Below are 22,648 nucleotides of genomic sequence, written 5' to 3' on the forward strand. Positions count from 1 at the left end.
CGCGGCGCCCTCGAATGCTACGGAATACACCATGAAACTTTTCGCATTCCGAACACTGTGCGCCTCGATCGCGCTCGCGTGCGCCGCGGGCGCGCCGGCCGGCGCGGCCACGCCCGACGCGCTCGCCGTGCGCGAGGTCGACGCGTCGCCGGTCGGCCGCTATCTCGTCACGTTCGACGAGGCCGGCCTCGCCGCGTACACCGGCGGCGTGCCCGGCTACGCGCGCACCGCGCCGTTCGACGTGCCGTTCGCGCGGCACGCGCTCGACGCCGACTCGGCGCCGTCGCGCGCCTACCTCGATCATCTGAAATCGCGCCGCGCCGCGCACGTCGCGGCGATCGAAGCCGCGCTCGGCCGCGGCGTCGCCGTCGCGTACGAATACGCGGTGACGGAAAACGGCGTCTCGGTCGCGCTGTCGCCCGGCGAGGCGCGGATCGTCGCCGGCCTGCCGCACGTCGCGCGCGTCGCGCCGGTGCGCGTGCATCCGCTCTCGTCGTACCGCGGCCCCGCGTTCATCGGCGCCGACCGCGTCTGGAACGGCACGTCGCTGCCGTTCGGCGCGAGCGCCACGCGCGGGCAGGGCATGCGCGTGGGCGTCATCGACAGCGGCGTCGACCGCGCGCACCCGTCGTTCGGCAACGACGCCGCGTGCGGGTTCTCGGCCGCGGCGCCCAAGCTCGTCGCGCGCGACTGCGTCGCCAACGACGGCGTGCGCTGCACCGGTTCGAACCCGGCGCCCGAAACCGGCGTCGGCCACGGCATGCACGTGGCGTCGACCGCGGCGGGCAACGCGATCGACGGCTCGGCCGTGCCGGCGCCGATGCTGCCGGCCGGCTGGGCGATGTCGGGCGTCGCGCCGTGCGCGCAGGTGGTGAGCTACAAGGCGTGCATCGCGACCGGCTGCTACGACGACATGCTGCGGTCGGCCGTGCAGAACGTCATCGCCGACGCCGTCGACGTCGTCAACTATTCGATCGGCCCGCGCTGCGGCGGCGGCGATCCGTGGAACGACTCGGCGCACTTCCTCGCCGCCGCGACGAGCGGCATCGCCGTCGTCGCGGCGGCCGGCAACACCGGCGCCGAGTGCGCCGTGCCGACCGGGCTCGTCGCGAATCTCGGTCCGTGGGTGACGACCGTCGCCGCCTCGACGCACGACCGCTTCCTCGGCCCGCTGCTGACGGTAACGGGACCGGGCGAGCCGTCCCCGCTCCTGAGCGACATGATCCTGACGCCCGGCAGCGCGACGCTGCCGCCGCCGCAGACGATCGACCGGCCGCGCGCGCCGCTGCGGTTCTACGCCGGAAACCCCGGCGCGTGCACGGCGGACGGTGGAATTCCTGCCGGATATTTCAACGGATCGATCGCGATCGTGCGGCGCGGCGGCTGCAACTTCGGCGAGAAGATCGCGAACGCCGCCGCGGCCGGCGCCGACGCGACGATCGTCGTCAACAACGTCGATACGAACTTCACGATGGCGACCGACGGCGCGCCGGCCGGCGCGACCGCGTACAGCATCTCGTCGCTCGCGATCGCCGACGCGCTCGTCGCGTTCGTCGGCGCGCACGTCGACGCTCCGGGCCCGGCCGACCGCGTGTTCGCCGACGGCCTCGAACCGGCCGCCGGCGCGCGCGGGGACTATCGGCGCCAGGGCCTGACCGCGCGCCAGGGCGACGTCATCGGCAGCTTCAGCCTGCGCGGGCCGGTGCCGGCGCCGCTCGAGGATCTCGCCAAGCCCGACGTGTCGGCGCCCGGCGTCGACATCTACGCGGCCACCGACCCCGCGTCGGGCGACTACGAAATCCTGAGCGGCACGTCGATGGCGAGCCCGCACGTGACCGGCGCGACGGCGCTCCTGCGCGCGTTGCATCCGTCGTGGTCGGGCGGCGAGGTGAAGTCGGCGCTGATGACGACGGCGGTGCCCGGCACGCGCGAGAACGGCACGACGCCGTGGACGAGCGAGGACGTCGGCAGCGGCCGCATCGACGTCGCCGCGGCGGCGCTCGCGGGACTGACGTTCGACGAGACCGATGCGAACTACCGCGCCGCGAATCCGTCGGGCGGCACGCTGCCGATCAAGGCGCTGAACCTTGCGAGCCTGCGCGACATGCAGTGCGGCGAGTCGTGCACGTTCACGCGCACGGTGCGCAACCGGCTCGATGCGACCGGCACCTGGACGGTCGAGTTCGACCAGCCCGCGCAATACAGGCTCACGGCCACGCCGTCGACGTTCACGCTCGCGCCGGGGCAGACGCAGACGCTCGCGTTCGAGGCGGAAATCGTCGACGTGACGCAGCCCGGCGCGCTGTCGTTCGGCAGCGTGCGGCTGCGCGAGAAGGAAGGGCGCTCGCCGGTGCAGCACCTGCCGGTGGCGGTGCGCGGCAGCGCCGTGTCGGTCGACTGCGCGGGCGGCTGGTGCAACTTCCGCATCGACGCGTTCAGCGCCGGCTACAGCGCGATCGGCTGCGAGCCGCGCTGCAATTTTCTGTGGGCGAACCGTTTCTCGCCGCCGGCCTCGGCGTATCCGATCACGCTGACGTCGGCGACGTTCCTCACCGGTTCGCCGAGCTACGTCGCGCAGGGCGACCGCTACGACGTCTACGTGTACCAGGACGACGACCGCGACCCGTCGAACGGCGCGACGCTGGCCGGCTCGTTCAAGAACTACGTCGTATCGACGGCCGGCGCGCGGCTGCGCACGGTGACGTTCGCGCCGCCGATCGTGCTGAACGGGCCGGGCGACGTCGTGATCGCGCTGGCGAGTCCGACCGGCACCGGGCCGCGACCGGCGACCGGCGAGCTGTCGGTGTTCCGCCGCCGCTCGTACGTCGGCGACTACGCGGGCGAAGACCCGAACCTCGCGACGGCGAACCTGCGGCTCAATCCCGAGGCGATCGGTTCGAACGCGAACTGGGTGATCCGCGCGCTCGGCACGACGGCCGGCGGGCAGGCGATCGCGCTCGGCGGCGAGGCGCCGGTCGAGCGCTAGCGCAAGGGACGTTGCGGTGCGGCACCGGCGTGCCATCCCCTCCGCGCCGGTGCCGTGCCGCGGCGGTCTTGCGGACGAAGAACCGCCCGGCGTCGTGCCGGACGGTTCGCAAACCCCGAACTCAATCCCCGAGGCGATCGGCGAAAATCAGATCGCCGTCGAGCCGCACCGCCGCGAAGTCGAGCAGGTTGGAGCCCGTCGTGCGCGCGCTCTGGCCCGTGATCACCGGCTTGCCGGCCTGCAGCACGAGCGCGGTCGAGTCGCTGTAGATGCCGTTGGGCGCGAGGTCCACTTCGAACTTGCCGTTCGTGCCGAAGCTCGTGTCGGCGCTGCCGTCGGCGTTGGTGCGCAGCGCCATGAAGCCCTGCTTCGATTTCGGTGCCGCGTAGCTCACCGAGAACACGAGCTTGCCGTCGCTCTGCAGCGCGAGGCCCGACACGTAGCGGCCCCACGCGCCCGGCACGAGATCGACGTCGCGCCAGCCCGGCGTCGCGGCGCTGCCGAACGACGGATCGTCGGTGCCGTCGGCGTCGAGCCGCCCGAGCGCGACGTTTACGCCGTTCTCGTCGGTGTTGTAGTACGCGCTGACCGTGATGCGGCCACGCGCGTCGAGCACGAGGTTGTCGACGCCGTTGTAGGTCGACGCGGCGTGTCCCGGCGGCGTGAAGCGGCGCATGCCGCCGCCGGCGAACGTCGGGTCGAGCGCGCCGTCGGCGGTCAGGCGCGTGACGTGCGCGTCGTACGTGAAGTCCGGCGTCGCCGCCTGGCCCGTGACGAGGATGCGGCCGGCGGCATCGAGCGTCAGCGTCGTGAAATACGTGCTGTTCGCGCCGGTGTCGAGCGTGACGATGCCGTTCGTGCCGAACGTCGTGTCGCGCGTGCCGTCGGCGTTGAGGCGCGCGAGGATCGCCGAATCGAGGCTCGGCGTCGCGCGTTCGCCGCCGACGATCACGCGGCCCGCGGCGTCGATCGCGAGACCGTGCAGAAACACGCCGGGAATCAGCGCGATGCCGTCTTCGTCGAAGGTTGCGTCGAGTTCGCCGTTCGCGCCGACCTTGAGCACGAAGCCCGTGAGCGGGCCGAACGCGTTCGCGCTGCCGGCGACGACGATCGAGCCGTCCTCGAGTACGCGCATCGCCTCGATGATCTGCTGCTGGTCCCCCGGCACGAGGTCGGGGTATTCGTGCACGCCGGGAATGCCGTCGAGATTGCCGAACGCGGGGTCGGGCGTGCCGTCGGGCAGGAGGCGCACGAGCACCGCGCGCATGTGCGGGTCGGGGTTGTTCTGGAAGATCTTGTTGCGCGTGCCGCCGACGAGGATGCTGCCGTCGGCCAGCACCGTCGACACGGTCGTGCGGAATTCGTGCGCCTGCACGCCGTCGGGCAGGATGAAGCTCGTGCCGCCGGTGCCGAACGCGGGATCGAGCTGGCCGTCGGCGGCAAAGCCGGGGGATGCGGCGGCGGCGAAGAGGCCGCAGATCAGGACGGCCAGGGTGCGGCGGTGCGGGGTGTTGCGATGCATCGGGTGTTCCTCCGGATCGGGTTCGACGACCCGGCAAGCGTCGAAGGAAGTTCCGTGTCACGCATACCGAACCCGTCAAAGCCGCATTCGCGAAGGCTATAGCCGATTCGACGGCGCCTGGGCGAGCGCGGCCGGAATCGCGCGTTCGCCGGCCGTGCGCCGGCAGCGGTCGAGCGCGCTGCGCCACGCGGCGTTCTGGCCGAGCGCGTGGTACAGCGTCAGCTGCAGCAGCGCCGCGTCGTAGTCGTGGTCGGCCCACGCGCCGAGCCGCTCGGCGAGCACGCCCGCGCGAACGGGATCGAGATGCGTTGCGAGCCAGCGGGTATAGCCTTGCGCCACCGCGACGAGGTCGATCGGAATGCGATTTTGATCCGCCGCGGCGAGCGCGGCTTCGAATTGCGTGCCCGCGTCGGGCGCGTTCGCGCTCGCCGCGGCCTCGGCCTGCGCGAGTTTCGCGTACGTCGTCGCGCCCGGCGTTGCGACGCGGCGCGCCCACTCGGCGATCGCGGCAACGCTCGCCGCGGCGTCCTGCTTGCCGCCGCTCGCGAGCTGCGCGCGCAGGAGCGTCAGGCGCGCGCGCGCGGCCTGCCGCGTGTCGTCGTTGTCCGGCAGCGATATCAGCGCCGCGGCGGCGAGCGTCGCCGCCTGCGCCGCGTCGCCGTCGGCCAGTGCCAGGCGCGCCGCGATCGCGTCGGCGCGCGCCTTGATCGCCGGATCGGCGCCATCGCCGCCGGCCGCGCGCACGGCGTCGAGCAGGACGCGCGCGTTCGCCGTCTGGCCGTTCGCGGCGAGGATTTCCACCCGCGTGAGCGTCGCGGTGGCGCGCCGCTGCGGATCGGCCACCTGCTCGCCGAGTTCGTGCATGCGCGCCTCGAGCGCCAGCGCGGCGCGCGGATCGAGCAGCATCAGGCGCGCGTGCGCGGCAGCGTCTCGGGCGTTGAGTTCGGCCGCGTGCATGCGGAACGCGGCGAAGCGCGCGATCGCGCGGTCGAGCGCGGCGGCCGCTTCGGCCGGGCGGTCGCGCAAGAGTTCGAACGCGCCGACGTTCGCGTCGAGCACCGCGAGCGCGAGGCCGTCGTCGGCGCTTTCGTAAGCGACGCGCGCGGCGGCGAGGTCGGTCATCGACGCGTCAAAATCGTTCTGCGTGGCATGCGCCGACGCGCGCGCCGCGAGCGCGCGGCCGAGAATCGCCGGCACGCCGCGGCCCTGCAGCAGGGCGACGGCCGCGTTGAAGCGCGGCATCGCCGTGGCGGGATCGCGCGCGATCATCGCCAGCACGCCGAGGCCGTAGATCGCGCGCGCATGCACGACAGGGTCCTGTTCGGCCGACACGCTCGCGGCGAGTTCGGTGAAGGCGCTGCGCGCGGCGTCGAAGCGGCCGGCCTGGTAGTGGATCTGCGCCAGCCGCAGCCGCGTTTCGGGACGCTCGCGCTGCTGCGGCGTCGCGCGTTCGAGCAGCGCCTGCGCGGCGTCGAGGCGGTCGGACAGCATCGCCGCGTCGACCTGCTGCAGGAGCGCGGCGAACGCGGGCTCGCTCGTCGTGTCGCCGTCGGCCGCGGCCGGCGCGCCGCCGAGCCGCTGCGCGAGGCGGTCGGCCGCGACGCGCGCGGCGCCGAGAAGGTCCGGCGAGGTTTCCTGCACGTCGATCGGCGGCTCGCGGCCGTGCACGGTGCGCAGCGCGATGCGCCAGGCGTCGCCGATGCGCTCGGCCTGCGCGTCGACGACGACTTGCGCGCCGGTCGTGTCGGTCAGGTCTTCGAGGCGTTCGCGCTTGAGCGCGGCGCCGTCGAGTCCGCGCGCGAGCGCCACGACGTTGTCGCTCGGCACCACCGCGAGGCCGGCCGCGCGCAGGCGCGACGCGACGAGGTCCATCACGCCCAGGCGTACCCAGCTCGATTCGTCGTCGCCCGTCACCGTCGCCGGCAGCACCAGCAGGTTGGCGCCGACGCTCGCGACCGGGGCGGGTGCCGGCTCGCGCCAGCGCTGCCACGCGAACGCCGCGACGAGCGCTGTCGCGCCGAGCGCGAGCGCCGGCAGCAGCAGTCGGCGCCGCGGTTCGATGGGTATCGGGGCAGGCGAAGCTGCCGGCGCGGGTGGCGGCGGCGCGGCCGGAGCCGGCGCGGCGACGGGTGCCGGCGCGATCGAAGGCGCGGGCGTCGCCTCGGCGGTCGCCGGTTCGCCGACCGTCTCGATCTCGATCGGCGCGACCCAGTGGTAGCCGTAGCGCACGATCGTACGGATCGCGTGCTGTTCCTTGCCGGTGTCCTCGATCGCGCGGCGCGCGAACAGCACGGTCTGGCCGAGCACGTTGTCGCCGATGTCGACCTTGCCCCAGACCGCGGCGATCAGCTCGTCGCGGCCGACCGCGCGCGAGCGGTTCTCGATCAGGTACACGAGGCAGTCGAACGCCTTGGACGGCAGCGCGACGGGCTCGTCGCCGCGCGCGAGCACGCGCGTCGCCGGGTCGAGACGGTAGTCGCCGAAGCGGTAGGCGCGGTGGGTCATAAGCGGCCGTGATGCGGGGAGCGCGAGGATACGCTCCCGTCATGGGGGTAGTCTCTGCCTAGTGGCCTGTAACAGATAAATCGGAAGAGGGATCGCGAAGGACGCATCGTGCAGGACGCCGCTGCGGAGCGAGGCCGATAGCACCCGCTATCGGCCGAGTGAGCAGCAAGTACTGCGCGGCCAGGACGAGTGAGCTACTTTCGATTTGTCTGCTACAGGCCACTAGTACAGGACGCGGGTACGCAAGGTGCCGGGAATCGCCGCGAGCGCGTCTTTGAGTTCCGCCGCGCGCTCCTCGGCCACCGACACGTCGATCACGACGTAGCCGATGTTCGCGTCGGTCTGCAGGTACTGGCCGTCGATGTTGACGTTCTCGCGCGAGAAGATGTCGTTGATGCGCGAGAGCATGCCCGGCACGTTGCGGTGGATGTGCAGGAGGCGCCGGCTCGTCGGATGTTCGGGCAGCGACGCCTCGGGGAAGTTGACGGCCGACAGCGTCGACCCGTTGTCGCTGTAGCGCACGAGTTTCGAGGCCACTTCGATGCCGATGTTGTCCTGCGCCTCGAGCGTCGAGCCGCCGACGTGCGGCGTGAGGATCACGTTGTCCATGCCGACGAGCGGCGAGACGAACGCGTCGTCGTTGCCCTTGGGTTCGACCGGAAACACGTCGACCGCGGCGCCCCCGATGTGCCCCGAACGCAGTGCGGCGGCGAGCGCGTCGATGTCGACGACCGTGCCGCGCGAGGCGTTGATCAGCGTCGCGCCCTGCTTCATGCGCGCGAGCTGGTCGGCGCCGATCATGAGCTTCGTCTGCGGCGTTTCGGGTACGTGCAGGGTCACGACGTCGGCGCGTTCGAGCAGGTCGTTGAGGCCCGCCGACGTGCGCGCGTTGCCGAGCGCGAGCTTCGTTTCGATGTCGTGGTAGATCACGCGCATGCCGAGGCCTTCGGCGAGCAGGCCCACCTGCGTGCCGATGTGGCCGTAGCCGACGATGCCGAGCACCTTGTCGCGCGCCTCGAAGCTGCCGGCCGCGGATTTCGACCAGCCGCCGCGATGGCATTCCGCGTTCTTTTGTGGAATACGCCGCAACAGCAGGATCGCCTCGGCGATCACCAGTTCGGCGACGCTGCGCGTATTGGAGTAGGGCGCGTTGAACACCGGAATGCCGGCGAGTTCGGCCGCGGCGAGATCGACCTGGTTCGTACCGATGCAGAAGCAGCCGACGGCGAGCAGGCGCTTGGCTTCGCCGAGCACCGCGGCCGTCAGCTGCGTGCGCGAGCGGATGCCGACGAAATGCGCCTCGGCGATACGCAGCTTCAGCTCCGCTTCGGGCAATGATTTTTCGTGATATTCGATCTGCGAATAACCGGCGGCCTTGAACGTCTCTACCGCGCTGCGGCTGACGCCTTCGAGCAAGAGAACGCGGATGTCCTGCTTCGGAAACGAGGTCTTTTTCATTGCCTAAGTGTTCGAATGAAAAGAAGATTCCGCAACGGCACGCAGGCACCGTACGGTGCCGGTCGCCGGTTGTGGACACCCAGACTATGCCAGAACTTCGCCGGTTTGCGGCAGCGCAGCAGTAGACGTTGCCGCGCGACGCTGGCAGGCTCGCCCGCTTGAGAATCGAGACGCCCATGACCGCATCGCTCGCCGAACTCGCCCGCTACCTGCCGCACCTGGTGCTGCGCACCGAACCCGGCGATCTCGAACACTACGGCCGCGACTGGACGCGCCGCTGGACGCCCGCGCCGCTCGCGATCGCGCTGCCGGGCTCGATCGACGAAGTACAGGGCATCGTGCGCTGGGCGAACGCGCATCGCGTCGCGATCGTGCCGTCGGGCGGACGCACGGGGCTTTCCGGCGGCGCGGTCGCCGCGCACGGCGAACTCGTGGTGAGCTTCGATCGCATGAACAAGGTGCTCGGCTTCGACGCGGTCGACCGCACGCTGACCGTGCAGCCGGGCATCGCGCTGCAGGCCGTGCACGAGGCGGCGCGCGGACACGGCCTCATGTATCCCGTCGATTTCGGCGCGCGCGGTTCGTGCCAGATCGGCGGCAACATCGCGACGAATGCCGGCGGCATCCGCGTGATCCGCTACGGCAATACGCGGCAGTGGATCGCCGGCCTGAAAGTGGTGACCGGCGGCGGCGAACTGCTCGAACTCAACCGCGGCCTCGTCAAGAACGCGACGGGCTACGACCTGCGGCATCTCTTCGTGGGATCGGAAGGCACGCTCGGACTCGTGGTCGAAGCGACGCTCGCACTGACCGAACCGCCGCCGCCGTGCAACGTCATGCTGTTCGCGCTGCCGGCAATGGACGCGCTGATGCGGGTGTTCGGCGAATGCCGGCGGCGCCTGAAGCTCGAAGCCTTCGAGTTCTTCACCGACCGCGCGCTGCACCACGTCGTCGCGCACGGCGCGCAGAATCCGTTCGAGACGGCGAGCCCGTACTACGTCGTGACCGAGTTCCACGAGAACGAAACCGAGGCGCTGGCCGTGTTCGAGCACTGCCTCGAAAGCGGCCTCGTGACCGACGGCGTGATCGCCCAGAGCGACGCGCAGGCTGCGGCGTTGTGGAAATTGCGCGAAGGAATCACCGAAAGCCTCGCGAAGTACCGGCCGTACAAGAACGACATCTCGGTGCGCATCGCCGTGGTGCCGGATTTCCTCGACGCGATGCAGGTGCTGCTGACGCGCGAATATCCCGACTTCGACGTGGTGTGGTTCGGCCACATCGGCGACGGCAACCTGCATATCAACGTAGTGAAGCCGGCGCACGTGTCGGACGCCGATTTCATCGCGCAGTGCGAGACGGTGACGAAGCGCATGGCGGCGATCCTGCACGCGCACGGCGGCAGCATCTCGGCCGAGCACGGCATCGGGCTCGTGAAGAAGCCGTACCTGGCCAGCGCGCGCAGCGAAGCCGAGATCGCGCTGATGCGCGGGATGAAGCGGGTGTTCGATCCGCACGGGATCATGAATCCCGGGAAGTTGTTCGATCCGTGAATACGATATTCCGGGACTTGGGGCGAAGGCGGGGATAGGCTTTGCGCTCCTCCCTCTCCCCCAACCGCCGTTGGGGGAGAGGGCTGGGGTGAGGGGGCGACGCATCACGTTTCGTCGGCCTCGACGAAGACTCCGGCGTCTTCCCCCTCACCCCGACCCTCTCCCCCAAGCGAGCTTGGGGGAGAGGGAGTCCTTCGATCGGCGTTCGGAAACCGCACATGCCCACCCTCACCACCATCGCCTTCGACGCCGACGACACGCTCTGGCAGAACGAGCACTTCTACCGGATCACCGAGCGGCGCTTCACCGATCTGCTCGCCGACTACGGCGACGCCGACGCGATCTCGCATCATCTGCTGCAGGCCGAAAAGAAGAACCTCGCGCTGTACGGCTACGGCATCAAGGGCTTCATGCTGTCGATGGTCGAAACCGCGATCGACGTCAGCGGCGGCGCGATCGGCACGAAGGCGCTGCGCGACATCCTCGACGCCGGCCGCGAGATGCTCGCGCATCCGGTCGACATGCTGCCGCAGGTGCGCGAAACGCTCGAACACGTGAAGGGTTCGTATCGCATGCTGCTCGTGACCAAGGGCGACCTGTTCGACCAGGAGCGCAAAATTGCACTTTCCGGCCTCGGCGACATGTTCGACGCGATCGAGATCGTCAGCGACAAGAACGTCGGCACCTACGAGCGCATCTTCGCGCGTCACGGCGACGGACCCGAACGCGGCATGATGGTCGGCAACTCGCTCAAATCCGACATCGTGCCGGCGATCGCCGCGGGCAGCTGGGGCGTGTACGTGCCGCACGCGCTGACGTGGGTGCACGAGCACGTCGACGCGCCGGTGGACGCGCCGCGCTTCGTGCAGATCGACGCGCTAGGCGGCCTCGCCGACCTGCTCAGGCGGATCGGCTGACGGCTCGAGCGCGATCGTTTCGACGAGCCGCGCGTAGCTGCCGTCGGACAGGCGAAAGCGCACCCAGCGCATGCGGCTCTTGAGTATCCGCACCTCGGTCGACGTATTGGCGCCGGTGCGGATCTCCACGGCCGGCGGCGCCGCTTCGAACCAGCCGACGTCGGCGAGCGTGCTTTCCGCCGCGACGATTTCGGGGCTCGCATAGCGCCACAGCGAGCGGCCGATCAGATCGTTGCGCGGAATGCTGCACTGGCGTTCGCGCTGTGCCGACAGCGCGAGCAGGCGGTGGGTGAGGTCGCACACGAGATGCACCGCGCGCGTCGACTCGTCGACCATGCGCGCCAGCTCGCGGTCGGCCGCGCTGTCGAGGCGCGCGTGCAGCAGTTCGCGGATCGCGGTCTGCTCGTCGGGCGTCGGCGCGAGGTTGCCGTTCTCCCAGCGCGAGATCGTCGCCTGCGATACGCCGAGCAGTTCGCCGGCATGGTGCTGCTTGATGCGCCGGAGCATGCGCCAGATGCGCAGCGAGCGCGCGAGTTGCGCGGCGTCGCGGCAGGCAATGACGGAAGTGTTCATCGGGTTTCTCTCGCCGGGCGGCACGGGCCGCGGGCGCGCGCATCTTAACCGGAGTTCGCATGCAAAACCGCGGATATCGCATCGTGTGGTACTACGCGCTCGGCGTGATCGCCGCCGCGCAGCTCGGCAAGATGGCGGCGCTGATGCCGCTGGCGCGCGTGGAACTCGCCATGTCGCTGACGGCCGCGGCGTTCGTGATCTCGCTGCTGGAAATCGGCGGCGCGACGCTCGGCCGCGTCGCGGCGAGCCTCGGCCGCCGCGCCGGCCTGCAGCCGACGCTGCTCGCCGGCATCGGGCTCATCGCGATCGCCGGCATCGGCGAGTCGCTCGCCGGTGGTGCGACGTCGATGTACGCGTGGCGCGCGCTCGAAGGGCTCGGCTATCTCGGCGTCGTCACGGCCGCGCCGCTGCTCATCATCGAAACCGCGACCGATGCACAGCGCGGTCCGGCACTGTCGCTGTGGTCGAGCTTCGTGCCGGCCGGCGTCGCGGCCGGCGCGATCGGCGCCGGTACGCTCGCCGAAGCGTCGTCGTGGCGAGGCGCGATCGTCGCGAGCGCAGCCATCGCGGCCGTCGCGTTCGTCGTCACGTGGCTCACGACCGTCCGCGGCGCCGGCGCCTCGTTCGGCGGCGAGGGGCGTCGCGGCGCGGGCCTGCGCGCGTGGCAGCTCGCGGTCGGCTTCGGCTGCTATGCGTTGTTCGAGGTCGGCCTGCTCGCGCTGCTGCCGACGTTTCTCGTCGACGAGGCCGGCGCGACGCCGCGCACGGCGGGATTGCTCACGGGCCTGGCCTCGTTCGCCACGGTCGCCGGCAGCGCCCTCGCCGCGTGGCTCGCGCATCGCCGCGCGGGCTTGCGCTGGCCGATCGCCGTCTGCGTGATCGTGCCGGCCGTACTGCTGTTCTTCGTATTCCGCCAGCTGCCGCAGCTCGGCACGGTCGCGGCGGTCGCCGTCGCGCTGAACGCGATCTCCGGCGTGCTGCCGGCGATCGCGTTCTCGCTGCTGCCGCACGCGGCCGGTTCGCCGACGGCGATACCCGCGGCGAACGGCCTCATCACGCAATTCGGCGCGTCGGGCTCGCTGCTCGGGCCGCCGCTGATGGCGTGGTGCGTCGCGCGCGGCGGGTGGCCGGCCGCCGCGTGGTGCGGCGCGATACTGTCGGCCGCGTGCCTCGTACTGATGCTCGCGGCGATACGCCCGCTACCAGCCCGCGACGAATGACACGACGTTGCTGACGCCCGAGTTCGGAAAACTTTTCTGCGACGCGCGCACACGCACCGTGTACAGGCTGCCGCGCGGAATCTGCGGCGGCAGATAAGTGGCCGAATACTGGCTCGGCGTCGACGTCAGCTGCATCGGCACCGACGCGATCAGCGCGTCGCCGTGAAACACGTCGGCGGTCACGACGAAATCGCTGTCGGGCCACGGCGGCGACGTCGAGATCTTGCAGCCGCACATCATCGACACGTACGCGCCGATGTCGACGCTCAGGCCGCTCTTGCCGATCGGCGCGTCGAGCGTCACCGCGAGGCCGGGAATCTGGATCTGGAAGCCGGTCGCGATGCCGCCCGGCAGCACCTCGCCGACGAGACCGACGCCGGGCAGCACCGTCTGCGTCATGACCACGCGATTCATGCCGATGCCCTGTGGCTGCAGTTTCCACGGCCCTTCGGCGCTGATTTCGAGCAGGGTGGGCTGGGCGAGGTCGATCGTGATGTCGAGCGCGGGCGTGTCGGCGTCGGGCGCGACCGGCGTGGTGCGCGGCTGCGAGACGGTCATGAGATCGGCGGGGCCGGAACTCGTGCCGGTGACGAGCTGGTCGGCGTAGACGACGCCGGTGGCCGGATCGCGCACGGTGATCCACGCACCGCCCGCGTCGGGGCCGAGAAACTTTCCGTCGCACGCGATCGCGCGCACGACCAGACGTGTAAGTGACATAAATTTCACCTTGGAAGAGATCCCCGCGCCGGCGCAAGGTAACCCGCTGTCGCGGCGAAGAAAAGCGCCGGGCTCTTCGGTGTTCGCGGTCGCGGTTTTTGCGTTTTGTCACCTGTTTCATCTTACAGGTTGTATATCTGTCCACTAGCGGGACAAAAAAGCGGCGCCTAGCATCGACGGCAAGGGGCAACACCGGCCCGCGCACTTTGCGGGCCGCTTGCAGTAGAGGTGCAGGGCATGAAAGCGGGTGCCCGGAAGCAGCAGTCCATCGGTGCGGGCCGATGGCATTGTCTGCTCGCGCTGTCGTTCGGCGTGATGCCGATCGCATCGACGGCGCAGAGCGGCGGTGTCGCGCTCCGCATCGAACTGACGGCCGACAAGGCCGAGGATTATCACGCGTGGCGGCGGGCGCAGGGGCTCGACGCGCCGGCCGCGTGCGGCGACGCGCGCGGCGGCGTGCGACCGCTCACGCCGGAGGCGCGGCGGCGGCTCAGCCGCACGCTGCTGCTCGGCGAGGACGGCGTGTGGCGGCCGTTGACGGCCGATTGGCGAACGCTCGCGGCGGCGGGGTGCCTGCCCGCGACGCACGGGCGTTAGCGCGCCGGCAACCGCAACGGATGCGCCTCGGTGTTGAACGTCGCCGCGTCGAAGTCGAACGCGTCGCGCGGCGCGAACAGCAGCCAGAAATACTTGAACGTCTCGGCGAACACGAAGCTCTCCATCGCGTCGTCGCGTTCCTTCGTCGTCACGTCCTTGAGCGCCGCGTAACCGTCGTCGGTGCGGCACCAGCGCACGAAGTCCTCGAACATCTCCTTGCCCATCGCGCGATATTCCGGCCGGCCGGTGAGGCGGTGCAGGTAATACGCCGACTCGACGATCTCGGGCCGCAGCGGATACGTCGGCCGCAGCACCTTCTGCGCCGCGTAGTCGTACGCGTCGGGCTCGATGCCGTGCGCGCGCCACATCGCGAGCCCCGACGCCTGCAGCCGCGCCGCGCGGTCGACGTCGCCGCTCAATGCGAGCAGCGCCGGCATGAACGCATCGAGCGCGCCGTAGCGCGTGACCGTGCGCTGCCCGGTGTTCATGTCGGCGCGGCCGTACCACAGTTCGCCGCCGCGCACTTCGTCGGCGAGATAGCGGTTGACCGGGCCGATGCTGTCGTCCCACATCCGCTTGCAGTCGGCGTCGCCGAACAAGCGCCAGCATTTGTACAGATATTCGTAGTACGAATCGATGCCGCCGCCGATGTGTGCGCTCGGGTTCGTCCACGCGCCGGTTTCCACGTCGATCTGCGAGCCGACGAGTCCGATCGGCGAGCGCTGGTTATACGTTTCCACGAGTGCGCGCTTGGCCGCGTCGTAGTAGTCGGCCTTGCCGGTGAGTTTCGCGAGCATGCCGAATTCGAGCAGCAGCGTGCCGGTTTCGGCCGGATTGCTGACGCCGTCGCGCACCGCGCCGGTCTTCAGGTTCACGTAGCGGTAAGGCAGGCCGGTCTTCGACTTGAAGGCCGGCATCAGGCGCCGGCCGAGATCGTCGGCGAGCGCGAGCAGCCGCGCATCGCGCGTCATCTGGTAGCCGGTGATCAGGCCGCCGAGCAGACGGATCGTCACCTCGAACACCTGCACGTCGACGTCGTGATCGAACGACAGCTTCGCGACGATGAGCTCCTGCGCGGCTTTCGCCTCGTCGGTGAGGCCCATCATCAGCAGCGTGTCGAGCGCGTCGACCGGCGTCATCAGCAGCGACGGTCCGTACCAGTCGTGCGGCGCGCGCGTCAGCGGCTTCAACGCATCGTGGCCCCACGCGTACTTCACGTAGCCTTGCCACGCATGCCGCGTTTCGGTCTTCACGCGATCGGCGAGCGCGCTCGCCTCGCGTTCGGTCATCGCGGACGACGATTTCGTCGCGGGAGCGCTCGCGCAGCCGGCAACGGCGAGCGCGACGACGGCGAGCGTGAGGATGCGTCGGGCGAACATGCGAGCCTCCGAGGGCTTACGAGCGGTGCGAGCGCAGCACGTGCATGACTTCGTAGCACGCGCCCATCGTGTGGTAGTCGGTCTTGCCGGCGGGGCTCTTCTCGTCCGAGTACCGGCGGTTGTCGGCGTCGAGGATGCGGTACCACGCGCCGTGGCGGTGGTCGACGAAATGCGTCCACGAATACGCCCACAGGCGCTCGTACCACTGCCAGTACGCGGCGTCGCCGGTGCGCGCGGCCAGGAGCGCCGCCGCCGCGAGCGATTCGGCCTGCACCCAGAAATACTTGTCGTCGTCGCACATGCGGCCGTCGGGGGCGAAGCCGTAGTACAGTCCGCCGCGCGACGCATCCCACGAGCGCTGCACGGCGACGTCGAACAGCTGCCGCGCCTTCGGCACGAGCCAGTCGGCGTCGACGTGGCGATCGAGGATCAGCAGCAGCTTCGCCCACTCGGTCTGATGGCCCGGCTGGAAACCCCACGGCCGGAACAGATGCTTCGGATCGTCGAGGTGATAGTTCCAGTCGACGTTCCAGTCGATGTCGTAGTGCTCCCAGACGAGGCCGCCGGCCTTGTCGGCCTGGCGCCGCGTCATGTTCTGCGCGAGCGTCAGCGCGCGGTCGAGCCAGCGGCGCTCGCCGGTCGCGTCGAAGGCCGCGAGCATGGCCTCGCACAGGTGCATATTGGCATTTTGTCCGCGGTATGCGGAGAAATGCCAGTCGCGGTCGGCCTCGTCGCGGTACAGGCCGAACGCCGCGTCCCAGTAGCGCGCCTCGAGCAGGTCCCACGTTTCGTCGATCCACGCGCGCGCGTCGTCGACGCCGGCCTGCAGCGCGTGCGAATACGCGAGCAGCACGAACGCGACGCCGTAGCAGTGGTTCGTATCGTCCTCGACCTTGCCGTCGCGCAGCGTCCACGCGTAGCCGCCGGTATCGGCGTTGCGGTGCGCGTCGCGCAGATAGCGCAGCCCGTGGCGCACGGCGTCGAGATAGTCCGGCTCGCCGAATTCGCGATACGCGGTCGCGTAGTTGAAGACGAAGCGCGTGCTGCTGACGAGGTGGCGGTGCGACGCGTCGTAGACCGAACCGTCGTCGCGGAAATAGTGGAAGAAGCCGCCCTGCGGATCGATGCAGCGCGGGTGGTAGAACGCCATCGTGTGCGCGATGTGCGCGCGCAGCGCGTCGGGCGAACGGAAGTCGGGGGCGGGCGGCGTCGCGGTCATCGCGTTCTCGATCAGGGTTTCGACCTCGGCGAGTGCCGGCATCGCCGCGAACGCGCCATGACGCGTGACCGCGAGCGCGCCGGCCGCCGCGCCGTGGCGCAGCGCGTCGTCAATCGCGCGCGGATCGTCGATCGCCGCGTGCCGCGCGAGGCGGCACAGCATGCCCGCGACGAACGCGTCGCCGGCGCCGGTCGTGTCGATCGCGCGCACGGCGTAGCTGTCGATCGTGCCGCGTTGCGTGCGCGTATGCCATTCGACCGGCGCGGCGCCGTCGGTGATCGCGACGAGTTGCGCGCGCGCGGCGAACAGGCGCGCGAGCACGGCCGGCGCGTCGCCCGGCGCGAGAAAGTCGAGTTCGGCGCGCGTGAGCTTCACGATGTCGGCCTCGTCGAGCAGCCGCCACAGCCGCGCGCGCGGATCGAGATCGATCGGCCACAGCGCGGGGCGCAGGTTCAGATCGACGCAGACGTGCGCGCCGGCTTCGCGCGCGCGCCGCGCGGCGTCGAGCGTCGTCGCGGCGATGGCTTCTTCGGTCAGGCTGTTCGAACACAGGTGCAGCGCGAACGCGCCGTCGAACGCGTCGGCCGCGAAGTGTTCGGCGCGAAACAACAGGTCGGCCGCGGGCGGGCGGTAGAAGCTGAAGCTGCGTTCGCCGTCGGCGTCGAGCGCGACGAACGCGAGCGCGGTTTTCGCCGCGCTCGTGCGCACGACGCCGCGCGTGCCGACGCCGGCCGCGTCGAGACTTTCCACGAGGAAATCGCCGAACAGATCGGCGCCGACCATGCCGACGAACCGCGCGTCGGCGCCGAGCCGCGCGCACGCGACGGCGACGTTGGCGGGCGCGCCTCCGGCATATTGCAGGAACGCGCGCGGCGCGTCGGGCGAGGCGGGCGGCTGTGCGAGGAAGTCGATCAGGGCCTCGCCGAAACACACGATTTTCGTCATGAACGGTCCAACTGAGCGCGCGAGCCGCGCGCGGCGTACCACGCGACGTACGCGTAGCACAGAAGAGGAATCAGGAAGGCATATTGCAGCGCAGCGGTCTCGTCGCCGAGCGATGCTTTGAGTGCATCGACGACGGCGCCCTGCACGAACGGAATCGCCGCGCCGCCGAAGATCGCGGTCACGAGCAGGCTCGACGCGCGCTGCGTCAGCGGACCGAGGCCTTCGATCGCGAGCGTGAAGATCGTCGGAAACAGAATCGAGTTGACGAGGCCTACCGCGAGCACGCTCCACATCGCGATCGAACCGCTCGCGGCGATCGTCGTCGCGAGCAGCGCCATCGCGATGGCCGCGTAGATCACGACGAGCCGCCGCGGATCGGCCGACAGCAAGAGCGCCGCGCCGACGAAGCGGCCGATCATCGCGCCGCCCCAGTACATCGAGATATAGCCGCCGACGTCGGCCGGCGCGACCGCGCCGATGTCCGGTCGCGCGAGGTAGTTGCCGAGAAAGCTGCCGATCGTCACCTCGGCGCCGACATAGAGAAAGATCGCGACGACGCCGTAGCGCAGGCGGCGATGGCGCCACACCTCGGCGAAGCCGGTGCGATGGTCGGCGGCCTGTTCGGTCGCCTCGACGATCGGCGGCAGGCGAAACAGTTTCACGACGACTGCGAGCGCGAACAGCGCGACGGCGAGGCCGACGTAAGGCAGCTGCACGCTGTTCGCCTGCGTCTGCCGGTACGCGGCGAGTTCGTCGGGCGAGAGGCGCGCGAGCGCGTCGGCGCCGAGCACCGTGCCGCCGAGGATCAAGAGGCCGCCGACGTAGGGGCCGAGCGTATGACCGAGCGAATTGACGGCCTGCGCGAAGCTCAGGCGGCTCGCGGCGCGCTCGGGTGCGCCGAGCAGGCTGACGTAGGGATTGGCCGACACCTGCAGCAGCACGATGCCGGTGGCGAGCACGAACAGCGCGCCGAGAAACAGCGGATACGAATGAAACGCGGCGGCGGGCAGAAAGGCGAGGGCGCCGCACCCGGCGACGACGAGGCCGAGTACGATGCCGTGCGTATAGCCGACGCGCGCGATCACGCGGCCGGCGGGGATCGACATCACGAGATAGGCGCCGAAGAAGCACGACTGGATCAGCATCGCCTGCCAGTACGTGAGCGTGAACACGTCCTTGAGATGCGGAATCAGGACGTCGTTGAGCTCCGTGATGAAGCCCCACAGGAAGAACATCACCGTGACGACGACGAGGGCCGAGCGGTGGTGCTGGGGCATGGGGGCTCCGGGGTGTAGGACGCTAGGTGCGATGCGGGCTGGATCGATCTAATTTGGCCATAGACGTGAGTATGAATGCATGGCGCGGTGCAGCAATCGCCGGCGATCCTCGCCGTATCACGGTAGCGACGAAAACCAAAACCTCGACGAGATCATGTGCGTCGCCCCCTCATCCCAACCTTCTCCCCCAACGCTGTTGGGGGAGAAGGAGCCGAGGATTCAGGCGTCGCGGCGCTCGAGCCCTCTCCTCCAAGCTTGCTTGGGGGAGAGGGTTGGGAGAGGGGGCGACGCCGAGGTCTTCGTTGTTCTGACAGAAAAAATACACTCGCCGGCACTATGCACATTTATCCCGGACAGCAGTGAGCTTGCGCTGGAATGACGATGTTGTGCGCCGCGTTAGTTGATCACCGGTGACATATGGATTGAGCAGCCAGTCGTGGCGCCAGTCGCGACGCGACTGTCGAAACAGTCATCCCACGATTCTCACAGACCATATTTTGCTCGAATGGTCGTGCTTAGGAACTGTGCGTCGAAGGTCATACTGCCTTCGATCTGCTCGCGAAGGCAGCGGACCATCATCCCGACCCCGGGCTTGTAGAACGAGTAAGTCTGTACGGGGCTGTAAGTCGTAGTTCCGCTATAGACCGCTGTGTTCCCGACTACGTTAACTTGCCCCGTCGTTTGCGCCATGCCGGGCATAGTGACGTTCTGCGTAACCGACTGGTCAACAGAGTCGACGACCGCGAAATACGGGTGGCCGACGCCACTACAAAGTTCCGCGGCCCGAAGCATTGCAAAATCCTGAACGCGTTCCGGTGTGGTGAATCCGTTACCCGAGAAGGAAACCCTGAAGACGTCCGGTGCGAGCTGCGTTTCCGAGAAGCCGCCGGAGAAACCGGTTCGTTGGTAGGTAGTTGCACATGCTGACAGCAGCGTAACGAAACTAAGAATACCGGCAAGTTTACTGTTCATGGTCCCCCTCCAAGTCCATGCCCCTAAGCCTGATGTTATGGCTACGAACCTCTCAGCTCCAGTCCTCAGCAACGCGGCAGTTGCGTCCGTCGCTTGAAGCGCCACTTGCGCGCGAATGCTCGGTCTCGTTAAGGGGAGACAAAGAAACAACGATGCAAATTTTCGACAATCGGTGAAAAGCTCGCGGCGTGTCGGGCAATACAACTGTTCGCTGCGGTCGTCCCAGCATAGCCCCGTGCTCGGCCGGTCAAGGACTGCGCAAGTTCGATAAAACCGAATCCTTGACCGGCCTGCGCGCGGGGCTCTGAAAGGTCGCCCACAGCGACCAATCGCCGAAAGCTGAAAAGCGAAAGGCTGAAAGCGCGACATCGATCGGCCGCTTGGGTAAGCGCGAACGGCGCGGCTGTCACCACGCCGTTCGCTAACCAAAACCCACTTATAAGGAAGTGGATCATGGCCAAGCCCAAGCCTACCGCACGAAACCCCATCCGGAAGCGTCTGCACGTCGGCACGACGATCTACCCGGCCACCGCCACGCGTTACCGCGAATCCGGCCCCGTTCCCTATATCCGCCTCTGCGGCCACTGGCTCGCCACCGCCGGCTTTTCGCCCGCCGACGCACTCGACGTCGTCGCCACGCCCGGCAAGCTCGTCATCACGCGCGTCTAGCGCCACCGTCCCGGCAGCCCCGTTCGCGGGGCTGCTTTGCGTCAGCCCCCGTTTTTCGCACGCAACGTCCCGAACGCCGCCGTATTTCGGTCTGCCGCGCGGGCGGAGACCCGCGTCGGGTGGCCATCACTCATCGTTGCGCAAAAATCAGAGACCGCCGACCCGTGATCACTCACGCGTGAGTGCCGCGCAGTCTCGCGTGAGTGATCGTCACTCGACCGCCATATCCGCGGTACCGGCCGGCGAGTGATTTTTGCCCGGCGTCGAGTGGCGATCAGTCTCGCGTCACTGACGCGTACTCACGCGCGACTGCGCCGCACTCACGGTCGGGTAGTGCGTTACCCGGGGGTCAGTAAAAATCACTCGACGATGACTGGTGGATACTCAACGCGTCGTTTTGGCGCCGAAACGCCTCGAAAACCGGCGTTTCGGCAGCGTCGACGCGCTGCCGGCACGATTCGCACCGGCACGCCTCACTTCAAAATCTTCTGCACATCCACGATATCGACGCCCTGCATCTGCCCGAGCAGCCCGTCGAACCACGGCTTGTGCGAGCTGCCGACGATAGACAGCACGCGCGCGCCGGGCCTGTCGCGGAACGCCACGCGGATGCTCGCGACCATGCGCAGGTTGCGCGCTTCCCAGCCGCCGACATACTGCCGCCCGTAGCGCTGCGGCGACGGGTCGCGCTGCGCGGCGCCGAAGTCGGCTTCGATCGCGATGCGCTGGTTTTCCGGCTGGTTGATGTAGCGGTACAGCGCGAGCATGTCGCTGCCGTTGCGCAGCGCCTCGTCGCGTTCGCGCATCGCTTTCGCCGGCCCGGCGCCCGCTTCCCATGCCTTCATGACCGCATCGCCGTAGGCTTTCGCGTCGGCGAACTGCGCGGCGTCGCCGGTGTGGTCGTCGACGGCGTAGACGCGTTCGAGACCCAGGCGCGCGGCCAACACAGCACCGATCGCGAAGCTTTCGTTGTTCGACGCGGCGAATTTTTCGAGCTGCGCGACGAGCGTCGCGTCGAGGCCGTCGCCGGCCTTGCGTTCGGCCGGCGGCAGGCGCAGCCACTGCACGAGCGCGGACGCCGCTTCGCCGCCCGCGAGGAATACCGAGGCCAGTTCGCGGCGCTGCGCCGGCGTCGGATCGGCCGGCCAGGTCTTGAGCGTCGTGTACGCTTTCGCCGTCGCCGCCGGCACATCGAGGCCCGTCGCGGCTTTCGCTTCGGCGGTGCTGCGGCAGTACGGCTCGAGGTCTTCGGGCAGATAGATCGCCGGATGCCGCGCGACGTGGTCGCACTGCTCGCCGGGCAGGCTTTCGATCGTCACGATCTGCGGCTTGAACGCGGCCAGCTTGTCGAGCACCGGTTCGATCGATTCGCGTTTGAAACTTTTCGGCATGCCGGACAGATGGACCGAGCCGAGGACGAGTATCTGCGTGCGATCGCCGGCGACCTCGCGGTCGAGCGCGGGCAGGGGCTGCCGCGCCGAGGCGCCGATCGAGAAAACCGCGAGGGTGAGGCCGAGTGCCGCGTACCGTTTGTGCATATCCGCTCCGAAGACGTGTTGCGTGGGCGAGCCGACGCGCGCGCGAGGCCTGTTGTCGGCACGGGTCGCGGTCGTCGAATCCGCGGGCGTAGATGCACGAACCGCCGTGCAGGGTTGCATCGGCGCGCAGGTACCCTTTCGGCTCAGTCGCCCGCGGGCAGCCCGAACAGCGCCGCCGGGGCGCCGTATTCGTCGGGCCATGCGGCGTACGCGACGTCGGTCGGGCCGATGACGAAAGCGGTGGTCTTCCATTGTCCGCGCTCGCCCTTGAGCAGCGCGAACACGGTGCCGCCGTCGAACAGGCCCTCGGCGATCGCTTCGGCGTAGCGCGTCTTCGCGTAGTCGATAGCCGCGCCGGTGCGCTTTTGCGGCTGCGCGACGACGAACGCCCAGTCGCCTTGTACGCGCAGCGTGCGCACGACGAACTGCACCTCCTGGCCCAGATCCTTCTCGATCGGCGTGCGCAGCGCGTCGAGCAGCCGCTTGCGCAGCGCATCGGTCTTGCCGATGTCGCGCACGACGGCGGCGGTTTGCGCGAACGACGGAGCGGGCGATACCGGCAGCGCGAGCAGCAGGGAAAGGTAGAGCGCCTTCATGTCGGAGC

17 protein-coding genes and 1 pseudogene are annotated in these 22,648 nt (G+C 69.3%); 6 read left to right on the forward strand and 12 right to left on the reverse strand.

All coding sequences use genetic code 11. The features are described from left to right. The first annotated feature begins 31 nt into the window (after nt 1-31). Nucleotides 32-2,986, forward strand: a complete 2,955-nt coding sequence (locus OD750_RS08900; protein ID WP_263545001.1) for a S8 family serine peptidase — start codon at nt 32-34, stop codon at nt 2,984-2,986. Between the two features lie 121 nt (nt 2,987-3,107). On the opposite strand, the gene OD750_RS08905 is transcribed toward OD750_RS08900, so the two are convergent. The 3 genes from OD750_RS08905 to serA form a co-directional block, all read right to left on the reverse strand. Then, entirely contained in the window at nt 3,108-4,508 is a 1,401-nt protein-coding gene (locus tag OD750_RS08905; protein WP_263545000.1) for a hypothetical protein, read from the reverse strand. 96 nt (nt 4,509-4,604) lie between these two features. Further along, nucleotides 4,605-7,013, reverse strand: coding sequence for a winged helix-turn-helix domain-containing protein (locus tag OD750_RS08910; RefSeq protein ID WP_263544999.1), 2,409 nt, complete (start codon nt 7,011-7,013; stop codon nt 4,605-4,607). 222 nt (nt 7,014-7,235) lie between these two features. Further along, nucleotides 7,236-8,471 carry a phosphoglycerate dehydrogenase gene (gene serA / locus OD750_RS08915; protein WP_263544998.1) on the reverse strand — a complete coding sequence of 412 codons (1,236 nt, stop codon included), beginning with the start codon at nt 8,469-8,471 and terminating at the stop codon, nt 7,236-7,238. A gap of 176 nt (nt 8,472-8,647) precedes the next feature. On the opposite strand from serA, the gene OD750_RS08920 reads away from it, so the two are divergent. Both OD750_RS08920 and OD750_RS08925 read left to right on the forward strand, forming a co-directional pair. Continuing rightward, nucleotides 8,648-10,021: an FAD-binding oxidoreductase gene (locus OD750_RS08920; protein ID WP_263544997.1), complete on the forward strand. Its 1,374-nt coding sequence runs from the start codon at nt 8,648-8,650 to the stop codon at nt 10,019-10,021. A gap of 218 nt (nt 10,022-10,239) precedes the next feature. After that, a complete protein-coding gene (locus tag OD750_RS08925; RefSeq protein WP_263544996.1) occupies nt 10,240-10,938 on the forward strand; it encodes an HAD family hydrolase in 699 nt (232 codons plus the stop codon). On the opposite strand, the gene OD750_RS08930 is transcribed toward OD750_RS08925, so the two are convergent. Continuing rightward, the gene (locus tag OD750_RS08930) at nt 10,900-11,511 is read right to left on the reverse strand and encodes a helix-turn-helix transcriptional regulator (RefSeq protein WP_263544995.1); all 612 of its coding nucleotides are present in this window, start codon (nt 11,509-11,511) and stop codon (nt 10,900-10,902) included. The two genes, OD750_RS08925 and OD750_RS08930, sit on opposite strands and share 39 nt — an antisense overlap. Before the next feature lie 59 nt (nt 11,512-11,570). Between OD750_RS08930 and OD750_RS08935 the strand changes: the two genes are divergently transcribed. Next, nucleotides 11,571-12,731 carry an MFS transporter gene (locus tag OD750_RS08935; protein WP_263544994.1) on the forward strand — a complete coding sequence of 387 codons (1,161 nt, stop codon included), beginning with the start codon at nt 11,571-11,573 and terminating at the stop codon, nt 12,729-12,731. Here the strand turns inward: OD750_RS08935 and OD750_RS08940 are convergent. Beyond that, nucleotides 12,711-13,448, reverse strand: a complete 738-nt coding sequence (locus OD750_RS08940; RefSeq protein WP_263544993.1) for a hypothetical protein — start codon at nt 13,446-13,448, stop codon at nt 12,711-12,713. The two genes, OD750_RS08935 and OD750_RS08940, sit on opposite strands and share 21 nt — an antisense overlap. Nucleotides 13,449-13,685: 237 nt before the next feature. Here OD750_RS08940 and OD750_RS08945 point away from each other — a divergent pair, with 237 nt between their 5' ends. Next, nucleotides 13,686-14,045 (forward strand): hypothetical protein, encoded by a 360-nt coding sequence (locus tag OD750_RS08945; protein ID WP_263544992.1) that lies wholly within the window; start codon nt 13,686-13,688, stop codon nt 14,043-14,045. On the opposite strand, the gene OD750_RS08950 is transcribed toward OD750_RS08945, so the two are convergent. From OD750_RS08950 to OD750_RS08970, 5 genes and pseudogenes are all read right to left on the reverse strand, one after another. Further along, nucleotides 14,042-15,424, reverse strand: a complete 1,383-nt coding sequence (locus tag OD750_RS08950) for a glycoside hydrolase family 47 protein (RefSeq protein WP_263544991.1) — start codon at nt 15,422-15,424, stop codon at nt 14,042-14,044. The two genes, OD750_RS08945 and OD750_RS08950, sit on opposite strands and share 4 nt — an antisense overlap. Before the next feature lie 16 nt (nt 15,425-15,440). Continuing rightward, nucleotides 15,441-16,643, reverse strand: coding sequence for an AGE family epimerase/isomerase (locus OD750_RS08955; protein ID WP_263545068.1), 1,203 nt, complete (start codon nt 16,641-16,643; stop codon nt 15,441-15,443). A gap of 6 nt (nt 16,644-16,649) precedes the next feature. Beyond that, a pseudogene (locus OD750_RS08960) lies at nt 16,650-17,588 on the reverse strand (carbohydrate kinase family protein); the annotation flags it as partial. Continuing rightward, complete coding sequence (locus tag OD750_RS08965; protein WP_263544990.1) at nt 17,585-18,865, reverse strand: sugar MFS transporter; 1,281 nt, start codon at nt 18,863-18,865, stop codon at nt 17,585-17,587. The pseudogene OD750_RS08960 and the gene OD750_RS08965, both read right to left, overlap by 4 nt. Before the next feature lie 483 nt (nt 18,866-19,348). Continuing rightward, complete coding sequence (locus OD750_RS08970; RefSeq protein WP_263544989.1) at nt 19,349-19,837, reverse strand: CC0125/CC1285 family lipoprotein; 489 nt, start codon at nt 19,835-19,837, stop codon at nt 19,349-19,351. Nucleotides 19,838-20,290: 453 nt separating this feature from the next. Here OD750_RS08970 and OD750_RS08975 point away from each other — a divergent pair, with 453 nt between their 5' ends. Beyond that, nucleotides 20,291-20,506, forward strand: coding sequence for a type I toxin-antitoxin system SymE family toxin (locus OD750_RS08975; protein ID WP_263544988.1), 216 nt, complete (start codon nt 20,291-20,293; stop codon nt 20,504-20,506). 473 nt (nt 20,507-20,979) lie between these two features. On the opposite strand, the gene OD750_RS08980 is transcribed toward OD750_RS08975, so the two are convergent. Beyond that, nucleotides 20,980-22,044: a DUF5694 domain-containing protein gene (locus OD750_RS08980; RefSeq protein ID WP_263544987.1), complete on the reverse strand. Its 1,065-nt coding sequence runs from the start codon at nt 22,042-22,044 to the stop codon at nt 20,980-20,982. A gap of 143 nt (nt 22,045-22,187) precedes the next feature. After that, complete coding sequence (locus OD750_RS08985) at nt 22,188-22,640, reverse strand: hypothetical protein (protein WP_263544986.1); 453 nt, start codon at nt 22,638-22,640, stop codon at nt 22,188-22,190. Between the last annotated feature and the right edge of the window lie 8 nt (nt 22,641-22,648).

This window comes from Tahibacter soli (assembly GCF_025717065.2).
Taxonomy (GTDB): domain Bacteria; phylum Pseudomonadota; class Gammaproteobacteria; order Xanthomonadales; family Rhodanobacteraceae; genus Tahibacter; species Tahibacter soli.

Excerpts from the sequence above, each read along its gene's own strand:
- OD750_RS08920 (WP_263544997.1), top strand. The coding sequence starts at position 8,648 with ATGACCGCATCGCTCGCCGAACTCGCCCGCTACCTGCCGCACCTGGTG.
- OD750_RS08980 (WP_263544987.1), bottom strand. The coding sequence starts at position 22,044 with ATGCACAAACGGTACGCGGCACTCGGCCTCACCCTCGCGGTTTTCTCG.
- serA (WP_263544998.1), bottom strand. The coding sequence starts at position 8,471 with ATGAAAAAGACCTCGTTTCCGAAGCAGGACATCCGCGTTCTCTTGCTC.
- OD750_RS08950 (WP_263544991.1), bottom strand. The coding sequence starts at position 15,424 with ATGTTCGCCCGACGCATCCTCACGCTCGCCGTCGTCGCGCTCGCCGTT.
- OD750_RS08965 (WP_263544990.1), bottom strand. The coding sequence starts at position 18,865 with ATGCCCCAGCACCACCGCTCGGCCCTCGTCGTCGTCACGGTGATGTTC.
- OD750_RS08970 (WP_263544989.1), bottom strand. The coding sequence starts at position 19,837 with ATGAACAGTAAACTTGCCGGTATTCTTAGTTTCGTTACGCTGCTGTCA.
- OD750_RS08925 (WP_263544996.1), top strand. The coding sequence starts at position 10,240 with ATGCCCACCCTCACCACCATCGCCTTCGACGCCGACGACACGCTCTGG.
- OD750_RS08940 (WP_263544993.1), bottom strand. The coding sequence starts at position 13,448 with ATGTCACTTACACGTCTGGTCGTGCGCGCGATCGCGTGCGACGGAAAG.
- OD750_RS08900 (WP_263545001.1), top strand. The coding sequence starts at position 32 with ATGAAACTTTTCGCATTCCGAACACTGTGCGCCTCGATCGCGCTCGCG.
- OD750_RS08930 (WP_263544995.1), bottom strand. The coding sequence starts at position 11,511 with ATGAACACTTCCGTCATTGCCTGCCGCGACGCCGCGCAACTCGCGCGC.
- OD750_RS08975 (WP_263544988.1), top strand. The coding sequence starts at position 20,291 with ATGGCCAAGCCCAAGCCTACCGCACGAAACCCCATCCGGAAGCGTCTG.
- OD750_RS08955 (WP_263545068.1), bottom strand. The coding sequence starts at position 16,643 with ATGACCGCGACGCCGCCCGCCCCCGACTTCCGTTCGCCCGACGCGCTG.
- OD750_RS08985 (WP_263544986.1), bottom strand. The coding sequence starts at position 22,640 with ATGAAGGCGCTCTACCTTTCCCTGCTGCTCGCGCTGCCGGTATCGCCC.
- OD750_RS08910 (WP_263544999.1), bottom strand. The coding sequence starts at position 7,013 with ATGACCCACCGCGCCTACCGCTTCGGCGACTACCGTCTCGACCCGGCG.
- OD750_RS08905 (WP_263545000.1), bottom strand. The coding sequence starts at position 4,508 with ATGCATCGCAACACCCCGCACCGCCGCACCCTGGCCGTCCTGATCTGC.
- OD750_RS08935 (WP_263544994.1), top strand. The coding sequence starts at position 11,571 with ATGCAAAACCGCGGATATCGCATCGTGTGGTACTACGCGCTCGGCGTG.
- OD750_RS08945 (WP_263544992.1), top strand. The coding sequence starts at position 13,686 with ATGAAAGCGGGTGCCCGGAAGCAGCAGTCCATCGGTGCGGGCCGATGG.